Annotated in this window: 9 protein-coding genes and 3 pseudogenes; all 12 read right to left on the reverse strand. The window is 42.9% G+C overall.

Features of this window, described 5'->3' with window-relative positions:
* Nucleotides 1-4: 4 nt before the first annotated feature.
* Nucleotides 5-316 carry a hypothetical protein gene (locus LKD42_RS00515; RefSeq protein ID WP_005338478.1) on the reverse strand — a complete coding sequence of 104 codons (312 nt, stop codon included), beginning with the start codon at nucleotides 314-316 and terminating at the stop codon, nucleotides 5-7.
* Nucleotides 317-410: 94 nt separating this feature from the next.
* Nucleotides 411-3,230, reverse strand: a complete 2,820-nt coding sequence (locus LKD42_RS00520; protein WP_005338479.1) for a VirB4-like conjugal transfer ATPase, CD1110 family — start codon at nucleotides 3,228-3,230, stop codon at nucleotides 411-413.
* Nucleotides 3,208-3,582 (reverse strand): PrgI family protein, encoded by a 375-nt coding sequence (locus tag LKD42_RS00525; RefSeq protein WP_005338480.1) that lies wholly within the window; start codon nucleotides 3,580-3,582, stop codon nucleotides 3,208-3,210. The genes LKD42_RS00520 and LKD42_RS00525 overlap by 23 nt, the downstream gene beginning before the upstream one ends.
* A gap of 17 nt (nucleotides 3,583-3,599) precedes the next feature.
* On the reverse strand, nucleotides 3,600-4,469 hold the full coding sequence (locus LKD42_RS00530; protein WP_004612759.1) for a VirB6/TrbL-like conjugal transfer protein, CD1112 family: 870 nt from the start codon (nucleotides 4,467-4,469) through the stop codon (nucleotides 3,600-3,602).
* A gap of 23 nt (nucleotides 4,470-4,492) precedes the next feature.
* The gene (locus LKD42_RS00535) at nucleotides 4,493-4,708 is read right to left on the reverse strand and encodes a Maff2 family mobile element protein (protein ID WP_005338487.1); all 216 of its coding nucleotides are present in this window, start codon (nucleotides 4,706-4,708) and stop codon (nucleotides 4,493-4,495) included.
* A 135-nt stretch (nucleotides 4,709-4,843) separates the two neighbouring features.
* Nucleotides 4,844-5,941, reverse strand: a pseudogene (locus tag LKD42_RS00540) (VirD4-like conjugal transfer protein, CD1115 family); the annotation flags it as partial.
* A 134-nt stretch (nucleotides 5,942-6,075) separates the two neighbouring features.
* Nucleotides 6,076-7,983 (reverse strand): group II intron reverse transcriptase/maturase, encoded by a 1,908-nt coding sequence (gene ltrA, locus LKD42_RS00545; RefSeq protein WP_227567348.1) that lies wholly within the window; start codon nucleotides 7,981-7,983, stop codon nucleotides 6,076-6,078.
* Between the two features lie 700 nt (nucleotides 7,984-8,683).
* Nucleotides 8,684-8,896 (reverse strand): annotated as a pseudogene (locus tag LKD42_RS00550) (type IV secretory system conjugative DNA transfer family protein); the annotation flags it as partial.
* Between the two features lie 109 nt (nucleotides 8,897-9,005).
* Nucleotides 9,006-10,853: a group II intron reverse transcriptase/maturase gene (gene ltrA, locus LKD42_RS00555; RefSeq protein ID WP_227182464.1), complete on the reverse strand. Its 1,848-nt coding sequence runs from the start codon at nucleotides 10,851-10,853 to the stop codon at nucleotides 9,006-9,008.
* Between the two features lie 756 nt (nucleotides 10,854-11,609).
* Nucleotides 11,610-12,206: pseudogene (locus tag LKD42_RS00560) on the reverse strand (type IV secretory system conjugative DNA transfer family protein); the annotation flags it as partial.
* A complete protein-coding gene (locus LKD42_RS00565; protein ID WP_055149764.1) occupies nucleotides 12,203-12,730 on the reverse strand; it encodes a PcfB family protein in 528 nt (175 codons plus the stop codon). The gene LKD42_RS00565 and the pseudogene LKD42_RS00560, both read right to left, overlap by 4 nt.
* 39 nt (nucleotides 12,731-12,769) lie before the next feature.
* Entirely contained in the window at nucleotides 12,770-12,922 is a 153-nt protein-coding gene (locus LKD42_RS00570) for a hypothetical protein (protein WP_004612794.1), read from the reverse strand.
* Nucleotides 12,923-12,939: the final 17 nt, after the last annotated feature.

Below are 12,939 nucleotides of genomic sequence, written 5' to 3' on the forward strand. Positions count from 1 at the left end.
CCGGTTATTCTGTCTTATCCTGATAGTCCTCCCATTTCTCCAACACTTCATCTGCCATCCCTGCAATGGAATCCGTCAGCTTGTCTGTCATTCGCTCACTTAAAGTTCCCCTTACAGCCAGACAAGATGTAATTCCCATGAAATCAATCAGTTCCGCCAGATAGATAAGGTCATCCATCATTTCATCAGCCGTCACTTTTTCCTTTGTGTCCTTTTCCATTTTCAAAATCTCCTTTTCATTGTCTGCACAGATTCTTTCTGCAAATATGCAGCAAGGTTCGCCGCTGCATCTCTCCATGTTTCTGTAATCTTCCATCTTGTAATCCTCCATGATTTCCGGGCAGAAAAATTGCCGGAAGTATTCCTCCGGCTCATCCTCTACTCTGTTTTATTTTGTTTCGTTTATTTCTTTAATCGTCCCGTTCTCCGATACCAAGTTTCTTACGCTTTTCCACCTCATCCGGCTTAGAAGTCATCAGGGCATACAGCATCAGGGAATTATCAAACTTATCCTTGAACGGGATAATGGTGCTGCCATAAAAGACCAGTCCCTCACCTTCCCCGCTGTTCGTTACATAAGAAAGCTGGTGAGGGGAAATGTTGAGCTGTTTTGCAAGGATCTGTCTGTCACCAGATGCCTGGTTGAGCATCAGGATAAAGTCCGAGTTTTCAAAGATGTTCTCAATCTCCCGGCTGGCTAACAGGTCTTTTACGTTCTGTGTGATACCCGTAGGGATACCACCCCATTTACGGAAACGCTTCCAGATCTCCACACTGTATGCTGCCGTCTGCTCCTCTTTTAAGAGCAGATGGAACTCATCAATGTAATATCTGGTACTCTTATTCGCAGAACGGTTGACCGTTACCCTGTTCCACACCTGGTCCTGCACGATCAGCATACCCAGTTTTTTCAGCTGTTTTCCCAGATCCTTAATGTCAAAACATACGATACGGTTACTCAGTTCCACGTTGGTTCTATGGTTAAACACTTTTAAGGAACCATTGACATAAATCTCCAGTGCCGTTGCCAGACGCTGTGCTTCCTGCTCTTTCTGATTACGGAGAAGATTATATAAATCCTCTAAGATCGGCATTTTTTCCGGTACCGGGTCAGAAAGGAAATCCTGATAGACCAGCCTTACGCATCGGTCAATGACGGTCTTTTCAACCGGCTCCAGTCCGTTCTTTCCGCCTACTACCAGCTCACAAAGAGACAGGATGAAGTCCGATTTTAAGGAAAGCGGGTCATCATCGTCAGCGTAATCCAGGTTAATATCCATCGGATTGATATAATCGTGGCTGGTCGGGGAAATACGGATCACCTGTCCATGAAATGCCCGGACTAACGGATAATACTCCCCCTCCGGGTCACAGACGATAATGTCATCTTTCGTCACGATAAATGCATTTGCAATCTCTCGTTTTGCCGCAAACGACTTACCGGAACCCGGTGTACCAAGAATCAGTCCGTTCGGGTTCTTCAGTTTCTTCCTGTCTGCCATGATAAGGTTATTGGACAGGGCATTTAATCCATAATAAATAGATTCCCCAGCCATAAATAATTCCTGTGTGGTAAACGGGACAAAAATTGCCGTGGATGTCGTTGTCAGTGCCCGTTTGATCGGTACAAAATTCACCGCAAGCGGCAGGCAGCTCATCAGTCCCGTCTCCTGCTGGTAATCCAGCCGTTTCAATGCACAGTTATATTTCTGTGCGATACCGGCAGTCTGGAACACCACATTTTCCAGTTCCTGTCTGGTCGGTGCAGTATTTAAGAACAATGCTGTTACAAGGAACATTCGCTCATTTCTGGACTGTAGATCTTCCAGAAGCCTTTTTGCTTCCCCACCGTATGTATTTAAGTCCGAAGGGATAATGTCCATGTCATAGCCTGCCCGGACTGCTTTTTTCTGTTCCTCGATCTTCATACGGTTAATATCCGTCACCTTGCTTTTTACCAGCTTGATTGCCTTCATCTGGTCGATGGACTGGATATGGAAATTCACCATCAGGTTGCTGTCCATCTCCAAAAACTCTGCCAGCATCTTGTCGGTAAGTTCCGGTGCAAGGATCTGTAAATAGGAAACAGCTCCCATCGTGCCGCCCATCTCAAAATCTTTTCCACTCTTAAATACAAAACTGGTCGGTGCGACATAATCCTTGGTACTAAGCCCTGTCCGAAGCACATCATCATAAGAGAAATGGAACGGAACTTTGCTGTCCTGGTTAAAGGTTTCATACATGATCTGTAACCGTTCCTCCCCATTCAGCGGATAAGCAGATACCCCAAGAATCTTAAAATTGTTCAGAATATCCGACTCGATACGTTCCAGTTTTGGTCGTGCTTCCCGGATATTCTCCGCTTCAATCCCAAATGTGATATATTTGGTACGCATCAGCCCGTTATTTCCTTTTGCCAACTGATTATTAAGCATCTGGGCAAACTCCATACGCAGGTCATCAAATTCATCTTCCTGCGGATTGATATGGATGACTTTCTCATACTCTGCCATGTTGCTGTGCTGGTTGATAAAGGACAGCTGAAAATGAATTGTGCTGTCAAAGTAATTCAGGAAATCACACCAGTTTTCAAAGATGGCGTTCTTATCTTCATTCTGTGCCAGCTGATAGTTGATGTCATAAAAACGGATCGTCTTGGAATAAAACTTGTCCTGCACCCGACAGATACCGTCCCTTCCCATCTCATGGTATGGAATCGACTGCTGTGCAGTGATCCTCTTATCCCTGGCACTATCCGATGTTTTCTTTCCTGTTCCACTGCTTTTCGTTCCAGAAACCGCTTTTCCTGCCGGACGCTGCCCCGGCGGTGCTGCGGCAGGTCTGTTCTTTTTCTTCTTCGCATTTTTCTTTGCGTCACGCACTGCCTGCTTTTCTGCTTTGGCTGCCAGTTTTGCTTCCTTTTTCGCATTTTTCTTATCCGCTTTTTCATGTTCCTTATGCAGTTTTTCTTCATATTTCTGTGCCCTTTTGAGGGCTTTCTTTTCCCTGCGTGTCAGTTTCCGGTTCGGTCTGCGGACACCTCTTTGGCGTTCCAGTGCTTCATACCCTGTCACCATTGGCTCATCGTGCAGTCTGCCGCTTACTGATTTCTTTTTCATTGCGGGGTCTGGAAGTTCTTCTTCTCCATCCTCCTCATCCAGCCAGTAATCATCCGGATATAATTCATCTAAGCTCTGTGGCGGCTGTCTATCGTTTTTTCTTTTTAACACCCTTCGTTCCCCCTTTCTTCTTTCTGACCACGGTATACTTTTTCTCGTACATATTTTCCATCTGGTACTTGCGTACCGGAGGACGGATAAATTTTACGGTGATCATGTTTTTTAAGACCTTTTCTAACGGAAGTCCATCCTTCTCATACATGGCAAACAAAAATGCCGGAAGCATAAGAAGGCACATCCCGGTCGCTGCGTTACTGGAACCAATGATTCCCCTGCTTAAGAAATAAAACGGAAGCCCTACTGCCGCCGCAATCCCAAAGCAGATCAGCTGCCGTTTCGTCAGGTTGAAAATGATCTTATTCTTGACCTTGGTTAAGTCTTTAGGCACAGATACAAATGCCATTGCCAGTTCCTCCTTTCTTAGTGGGCGTTAAAGATACTGCGGGCAAAGTTTCCTGTTTTCATCAGACTGAAACACAGGATCACCGTGTATGCCATCACGCCGAACAATGCAGAATGTATGTTATCTGACATCTGGATGTTTGCGACCAGGACCGCATAGATTCCCACGCAGACCATCATAAAAAATCCCTGGAATGCCAGTGCAAACAATCCACGAAGATAGTTGTTCCCGATCTGCCCCCATTCCCGGTTGGACATGGTTGCAAACGGGATCGCTCCAACGGACGAATAGAGATAAATCTCAATCATACGTCCATACAAAATCACTGTAATAAAGACTGAGATAATCTTCATACACAGGCTTACAAGCATCGTTTCCAGTGCCAGTATGACAAGTTCACCAATCTCCATCGATTCCATCGCTGTCTCCATCGTAGAGATCATCGTATCTATATTGATCGCTGTATCAGAACTGATAACCCCAGCTGCCCGGCTGACTACGGACTGCCCGACATCAAATACCGCCATCGTGATCGTAAAGGTATGGCTGACAATCCAGACTGCCACCCACATCTTGAAAAAGTATTTAAAGAACATCCAGGTGTCGATGTCGTGCATGTTGTTCTTTTCCGTCAACATGGAGATCAGCTCATAACAAAGTACAAATGTGATAATCATACCGGCAATCGGTACAATGACCGACTCGGAAAGATTCTGTATCATGCTGTAAATGCTGCCATTCCAGCCCTGCGGTGTCTGCCCAACCTGAGCAGCAATCTGACCGGTCTTTTCATTGACATCGGTATACATTGTTGTCAGGTTGGAACTTACCATGCCTGTCAGAAGATTCCTCATCCATTCTTCAATCGCTTCAAATATCCGATCCATGAGTCATCTCCCTCCTGCTTCTCTCAGCTGAACAATCCGGACAGTAACGGTACCAGCTGGGTGCCGATCAGAACGACACCGCCTCCTGCCATCAGCTGCTTGATCCCCTGGGACTTTGCACCTGGGTTGTCGTTTCCATATCCTTCTAACAGGTTGATAACACCCCATACTGCAAGTCCGGCTCCAATCGCCACCACAAGTGTCTGTAAAATATTGATTGCCTGATTAAAAAACGCCATATTCGTTGTCTCCTTTCAAATCTCTGTATTTCTCTGGTTTCTATCTTTAAGAAGTCTTTTCCGGCTCTGCCCTTACGGGCGGCCTTTCATGATCTCTCAAATCCATCACCTCCCAAAAGGGTAAAGAAAAAAGAGCTATGTGTCTGAATCTTTCACATGCTCTGCTTCCTTGTTTTCTGTATTTAATTCTTCTGCCAGACTCTCTTCCGAAAACTCATACAGGTCAAATTCCTGTGTCCTCGTCAGTTTCACTTCCATCCGATGCCGCATATACGCTTCCACATCAAACTCATTTTTCTTATCGTAGTCTGACAGCTCCTTATACCGTTTGTGTCTGGTAATATCGAACTTGTCACTGAAAAATGGTCTTACACCCCGAAGCTGCAAGATACATTTGCTGCCATCCATGACCGCAAGTTCGTCCCGGCTCATCAATTCCTTTCCTGTTTTCTGATAGTTCATCCCGTAAGAACGGCTCTGTCCACGGGTGTCCGAAGTGTTATATAAATCAATCGTTTCTTTTCCCAGCGTCTCGGAAATCTCCTTTAAGGTCGAACTTTCCTTACCGCCAAGGAATAACATCGTATCGCAGTTGCCTAGGATTGTCTCAGCTGCATCTTTGTAGATCGTCTTTAACTGGGACTGCGACTGGAGGATAATGGATGCAGAGATTTCCCTGCTACGGATGGTTGCGATCAGCTTGTCAAACTTTGGAATCTGACCGATATTTGCGAACTCGTCACAGAGGATTCTGACGTGATATGGCAGTCTGCCATGATGTACATCGTCTGCCCTGTCACATAACAGGTTGAATAACTGGCTGTACATCATCGCCACAACAAAGTTAAAGGTATCATCCGTATCGGAAATGATAATAAACAGTGCTGTCCTCTGGTCACCTACCATATCCAGTTCCATCTCATCATAGCTCATGATCTCACGAAGCTCTGCAATGTCGAACGGTGCAAGCCTTGCACCACAGGAAATCAAAATACTCTTTGCTGTCTTTCCTGCCGCCAGCTTATATTTCTTATACTGACGTACTGCAAAATGCTCCGGTTCTTCCTTTTCCAGTTCCTCAAACAGCATATCTACTGCATTTTTAAATGTCTCATCATCTTCCCTTGTTTCGGAAGCGTTGATAAACTCAAGCAGGGTCGCAAAGTTCTGTTCTTCTTCCGGTGCTTCATACCAGATATAGCCGATCAGGGCACAGTACAGAAGTCTCTCTGCTTATAGTGATAGGTAAGGTTTTGATATTATCTCCACCTTTTCCCCCACTTCACACCGGACATGCGACTTTCACCGCATCCGGCGCTCCATCGATTGTCTTCACGAGACATTTAATCAGTCACCAAATTTAAGTTTTATATTATTGCTGACAGGTTCGCCTGCTCTCGCAGACTATTGATTTTCACGAGCATCTTTTTTGTGATATTGAGTGTTTTTATCAGGTCTTTTATTACTGCTTGGGGCAGTTCTTGTAACAGAATCAGATATTTTTTGTGAATCAGAACCATGTTTTTATATCTTTCAAATCCACCAAGTGCTCTTGGTACTTTGAGCCATACAGCTACATGTTCCGCATCTGCGAATTCTTCTCCACTGATTGCACATTTTCCCTTTTGAGCAGAAAATAAAGATATTTTACTGTCATGGTATTCTGTGCTATGACCAACGGATATTTTTTCTCTCAGTCCTTTCAGAACATACTGATTAAGGTTAAGTTCTGTATGAATCGGAGCACGACCTTCTTTTGTATAACTACAAACGATTGATCGCTTCGCCATCGGTATTTTATTTTTGATGAATGCAATCGGATAGATCATCTGGTCAATTCCTGAAACATATCGAATCATTTTTGACTGTCCGAATCTTTCCTTTTCTGCTTGGGTGATAGTTCCACCCTCATGTTTTAGCATACTTCCTGTTTCTGTATTTAACCTGTTCGTCAAAACTGTCATTACTCGCCTATGGAGTTCTCTGCAATCAATACTGATACAGGTGGCAAGCTGATAGTAATTCTGTATGCCTAACACCATAGAGTTATATAGCTGAATTTCTGATAAACAACTTTTTTTCTCTCTGGGTTTTGCGATGTTTTTCGCTTGTTCCACTAGCTTTGCTCTTTCAATTTCAACCTTTTTGTCACAGATTGCCGACTGCACCACATATTTATGATGCTTCAGCCTTACCCTTATTTTGAATCCAAGAAACTCTGACCACCGTTTTCTGGTGTTCACAATCCTTGTTTTCTCAGGGGACACCTCTAATTTCAACCTCTCTTCAATCCACGCCGTAGCCGCTTCTTTTGTCCTGACTGCGTCCTCTTTCGTTCTACAGAAAATCCTAAAATCATCCGCATACCGAATGATATGCATTTCTTTCATTTCTGTGTTTTTCATAATCCTATAACCATGGCTTTTATCAAAAACTTTAGTTTTTCCGATTATTCTTTCTCGCCCTCTGCTTATAGCAATCGGATTTTCCTCCCATTGACTAGCTATCCACCAATCCAATTCATTTAGAACGATGTTTGCCAGTAGTGGTGAGATAATTCCTCCCTGTGGTGTACCCTTGTTGGGCAGTACCGTTGTATTATCGGGCATTTTAATTGGAGCTGTTAGTATTCGCTTGATAATAAAAATCAGCGTTTTATCATGGATACCCAGCGACCATATCTGTCTGATTAACTTGCTATGATTTACGTTATCGAAAAATCCTTTAATATCAAACTCAATAACATAATGAAGATTCATCATTTGAAGCATGGTGTAGGTTCTGTTAATGGCATGTTCAACGGATCTATTCGGACGAAATCCATAACTATTATTGCAGAACTTTGCTTCGCAGATTGGTTCCATGATCTGCTTGATACATTGCTGTATCAACCTATCCCATATGCATGGGATTCCCAGCGGACGTGTTTTTCCGTTTGGTTTCGGGATATCTTTCCGTCTTACAGGCTTTGGTCTGTAGCCGTGTTCGCTTCCCGTAACAATAAATCTCACTCTTTTTACCACATCATCAGGAGTTTGACTCCCAATATCTGTGATGTTCTTTTTGTCTGTTCCTGCCGTGTAGCTGCCTTTGTTCGCTTTGATGTTTCGGTACGCAAGTAAAATGTTATCCCTGCTCAGTATCAAATCCATAAGATTCTCAAATACTTCACCGTTCTGACTTTTTTGATATAGTTCATCAAAAGTACCTTGCATTCCGTAGTACTCCGCATGACGCAGGTCATCTACACATAATGTTTTACTTTTCTTTGGCATAAGGCATCACCTCCTCTCGAAAGTGACCCTTTTGGTCTTACTCGTAATCCTTATCATTAGACTGAATAATGCCTGTTTATTTCAACCGACTTGTGACCATTCCTCCGAGTTCCTCTTTTTCGCAGAACTCATCATAAGTTCGATCACGGCTTTTCAGCACCAGTTCACCTGCTTATTTTCTTCGTCAGGCTATCCTCTAATGGAATCTGGTGCCTTTCCACGTTCCGATAATCCTATCTGTACATATATCCTTAGATCTCTGCTATAGTCCTGTCAGCTTGGATGTGCCTGTAACACAACATGGTCGTTCGTAGGGCGAATTTCTACTGAACCACACTGACTGCGCTTTAACGCACCCATACATTTCTATATGGTCTTCTTTTAGAACCGTACATTCGCAGTTTTCGTCAGTTTACTCGCCAAAGTAAACATTCTAATCATAGATATTTTATAGATCCTAGACCTATAGGTAGCGCACCCCACCTCTGGGGCGTTTTCGAGAATCTTTTGGCAGATTCCTACGACTACTCTCGGTCGTTGTCACGGAGCTTCTCACCCCAACCATTACAGCTGACGCAAGTCCGTCAAGGATAGACGTTTCAGGGCGTTACCCCATCATTCCACCTATCGGATTACCAGTTCACAGACTGGTTATGATTTAATAAACCAACACTGTGCGCAGACTTTTTACCGCCTGCGAACGTGTCGCACTCGTCCAGAAATCCTCACTGGACTTCTCGCCTTCCCCTTTTGTGTTTACCATAATCGTATTTACCAGTTTCAAAATATCCTTTTCTGAATGGATATAGTGGAAGGGGTTATAATGCATACTCTTGGAAAAATTGATCGTATTCAATACTTTCACTTTATATCCATGCCGTACCAGCATCTTTCCGCACTCAATGATGATCGATAGCGATAGGTAAGGCTTTGAAGTAATCTCCACCTTTTCCCCCGCTCTACACCGTACATGATGCTTTCGCATCATACGGCGTGCCATCATACTCAAGTAAATTTATAAGTTATCTTTTCTTAATTGGTAGTAATCCATAATTTTCACGCAATCGGTTGAATCTCCGTCTTTGCTTGTCGTCCATATTGAATTTCTTCATTATTTTGATAGTTTCTGAAATATCCTCTGTCATAACAGCTTGCCATATTCCCTCTGAAATAAATGCGATATTAGTATGCTTATCTGTACCACCTTCACCTACTGGAATTTTCCTTATACATTTCATTTGATGTACATTCAGCCTATTTCCCATGACATAGCAGTTCCCCTGTTGCACGAGGTATGCAGAAATACTATTATCATTAAATTCAATGCTTTCATTAGGATTCCTATACTTCATCACATTTCGTAATTCCTGTATTTCTACACATTGGACAGATTTATGAATCTTTTCTCTTCCTTTTGCTGTATAGCTGGTAATATCTTGTGAGAAATTTATAGGATGTTTGTGATGAACTCCTGTAAGTGGCAGTAGTGGCATTTTGCCTACTGTTATAATTTTGGTTTCTTTCTTGATTCCTACAGTTTTCTGTTGAAATTCATAGGGCGTTTCCGCAAACGGAATTGTACTTCCAATACATGATAATCTGGTTCTAAAGGTTGGTAAGAGAGCGTAATTAACATCCGTTAGATTGTTATATATGTTGGTAGCAATACAGTAATAATTCTGTATCCCTATCACTGCCATGTTATAGGCATTGATTCTACCAACAGTTGTGTGTTTCCTTATATTAATCACTTTTGCCTTTAATTCAGCAGTAACCTTTTTGATGGCTTTATCGCTCATATCAGTTTTAGCAATGTATCCATATCTGGTCTTGCCTTTTGGCAGGACTTTAATTTTGAATCCCAGAAAATCAGAAGAGTTCTTTCGGAGATTAACAACTTTGGACTTCTCCGGACTAATGTCGAGTTTTAATCTTGACTTTAAAAAGTCTATTGTCGCATGATAATATCTTTGTGCATCAGTATAACTTCTGCACATAATTTTAAAATCATCAGCGTAACGCACCACATACCCATCTTTTAGATTTGTATATTTTCGTGCATAACTCAACCAGCCCTTACTTCCTTTCATGTTGCCTTCCTTCACTCCATTTGGTGTAAAAGTCTCCCACTGGCTACTTACCCACCAATCAAGTTCATTCAGCACAATGAGCGAAAGTAGCGGACTAATCAGCCCACCTTGCGGTGTACCCTTGTCCGGTATTCCTTCTCCTTCAATTTCTGATTTTAATATTTTGCTAATGATACATAGCAATCGTTTATCTCGTATACCTAATGTCCATATCTGTTTTAGCAGCTTTCCGTGGTTTACATTATCAAAGAAGCCCTTGATGTCCACATCCACACAATAATAATGTTTATACATATTTACCATGCTGACAACTCTGCTGACCGCATGGTGGGCATCTCTATTCTGCCGGAATCCATAGGAGTGATTATGAAACTTAGGTTCACAAATCGGCTCTAACACCTGTAAGATACACTGTTGTATCAATCTATCCCAGATACATGGAATCCCTAACGGACGCTTTTTATCGCTTCCGGGCTTAGGAATAAAGACCCTCCTGACTGATTGCGGATGATAATCTGCTAATTGTTTCCTGACAGTTTCAATTACTTCCCTGCCCGATAGACCTTTGATATCCTCGATTGTTTTACCATCTGTACCAGCGGTTTTACTTCCGCTATTGGTTTTTAGGTTTCGGTATGCCAGGCAAATATTCTGCTCTGAACCGATAATTTCTAATAACTTATAAAAGTTGTTACCATTTTTGCTCTGCTGATACAACTCATCGAATGCTTTCTGCATATCGTAATATTCGTTGTACCGGAGCTTAGCTTTCTTTTGTATGGTCTGTAACCTCCTATCTGGGAGTTATTACATCTCTTAGTCTTACTCGAACCCATACCATTTGTAACTTATTTACTCTAATGTATGACTAGTGGCTATCCCTCCACCGCTAGTTATCACGGTTTCATCGGTACTATGCCACCGCTTTCACTGACATTATCTCCCTTATATCATCGCTAATCTCACGATGACTTTCCCGTTCGATACGTTTCATAGACAGTAAAATCTCCACGCTGTCAGCTTACGACGTTCCGAATGCGTTATCTGTTCATATATACCCGTAGGTTCCCATCTCTGAGCCTGCTACCACATCAATGCCTGTAACATTGCACGGATTTTCATAAAGGCAGAAGTCTTACTCACCCGCAGTAGCAACACTAGTTGTGTTACTAAGCATTTCTACTTAGTCCCGATATAGACCCGTACATTCGAGGGTTCGTCAGTGGATTATGTAACATCCACCATTCTAACCATAGGTATTTTTTAGACTCCCGGCATATAGGATACACCATCCACCTCTGGACAGCTTTCGTCAACTACTATTGTTACGGTATCTCTCTGCCGACTTCACCGGGCTTCTGACATTTCAATGTTTACTCATTTCCCTGCCAGCCGGAGTATTAGAGTAGCCTTTCAGGGCGTTACCCCTTCATTCGACTATTCACGCATTCAGTTCTCCAACTCGAACTAATTTCATTACAATAAACAATGATTCAGTTGAGATGTGCCAGTCCTTTTCAGACTGGAACGTCTCGCACTCCCTTTCGGGTCCGTGACCACATAACTGATGTATTTTCCCATCTGCATCAAGTTGGGCTTTACATAAAAACGTGTCTTTCCTGAGCCAGATCCGCCAATCACGATCACGTTCTTGTTCCTCGCAAATTTCGGATTCTTTGGTCTGCCATTCATGGTCAGCCGTTCCGTCATAGTCAGCAGGATATTGTTCTCAAATACCGGGTCGATAAAGGGTGCAATGTCTTTTGCCGTCCCCCATCTTGCCGAACCATACTCCACTCCCTGCCGGAACTTTTTGGCATTTTTCCCTTTCATATAGACCAAGAGCTTCACCGCCACGGCTCCTGTAATCCCAACCAGCAATTCATTTTTATGCATACTTGGAAGAATCCTGCTGAATGCCATCTGGAAATTTAAGACCAGTACCATCAGTCTTTCTATCATAGAATCACCCACACAGTATTGATATAACCATGCCAGCTTATTTCCCACATAAAAGATTACGATATACGGAAGATTCATCAGAACAATCCGAAGCAGCTTATGTACATCCACCGGCGGTAACCTCTCCAGGTATCCTTTTCCTACACCAAGCAATTTCTGTAATCTGCTCATAATGACGGCTCCTTCTCCTTTCCTTTTGTTTTCTCCAGTTCTCTGTGCTTTGCAAGCGATTTGGTGATTGCCTGCTGTAACTTCTTCCTCACGGATGGTTTTTTGTCCTTATTGAGAGACTTGCCCGTGTATTCCTTAAAAGCGGCAGTCATCACATCGGCATCCCTTGCCTTAAAGAACACATAGTATCTTGGCGGGTCAGCAGTCACATCTTTTTTCAGACTGAAATCAATGCTGTACTTCTTTGCTACCTGTTCAAAAGACTTGATGTTTCCATCTGTGATCTCAATGTTGGACAGCTGTACATTCTGCTTCATCAGCTTATCAAGGCTCTGTTTTCCCTTGTAGGTCTTATCCTCCTTTTCCTTCTGGGACTGTTTCTGGTTCGTTTTCTGTCCCTGCTGCTTTTTCTCCTGCTCCATCTTTGCAAGAGCCTTTACCATGGCAGATTTCAGCAGGTTGGCAGTGACCTTGCCACAGCGGATACAAAGTGAGACTGTTTTCTCATTCACTTCATCCTGCAATCACACCACGCCCTTTCTTCTCTCACTGCTGTCTTATCCTTATTTATCACATTGCTGCTCCTTTCCTCTCTTTTCTGCCAGTTTCATATATTCTTTTTCTGATTCCGCCCCCACTTTGATACAGCACCAAAGGACAAATCCATATACCAGAAATACTGCAGCTGCAGCAACGATCAATACTGTTTTTGTCATCTTCTTTTCTCCCTTCA

This window comes from Hominisplanchenecus faecis, assembly GCF_020687205.1.
Classification (GTDB): Bacteria; Bacillota; Clostridia; order Lachnospirales; family Lachnospiraceae; genus Hominisplanchenecus; species Hominisplanchenecus faecis.

Coding starts and splice junctions, on each gene's coding strand:
- LKD42_RS00515 (WP_005338478.1), bottom strand. CDS start 316: ATGGAAGATTACAGAAACATGGAGAGATGCAGCGGCGAACCTTGCTGC.
- LKD42_RS00525 (WP_005338480.1), bottom strand. CDS start 3,582: ATGGCATTTGTATCTGTGCCTAAAGACTTAACCAAGGTCAAGAATAAG.
- LKD42_RS00530 (WP_004612759.1), bottom strand. CDS start 4,469: ATGGATCGGATATTTGAAGCGATTGAAGAATGGATGAGGAATCTTCTG.
- LKD42_RS00535 (WP_005338487.1), bottom strand. CDS start 4,708: ATGGCGTTTTTTAATCAGGCAATCAATATTTTACAGACACTTGTGGTG.
- ltrA (WP_227567348.1), bottom strand. CDS start 7,983: ATGCCAAAGAAAAGTAAAACATTATGTGTAGATGACCTGCGTCATGCG.
- LKD42_RS00570 (WP_004612794.1), bottom strand. CDS start 12,922: ATGACAAAAACAGTATTGATCGTTGCTGCAGCTGCAGTATTTCTGGTA.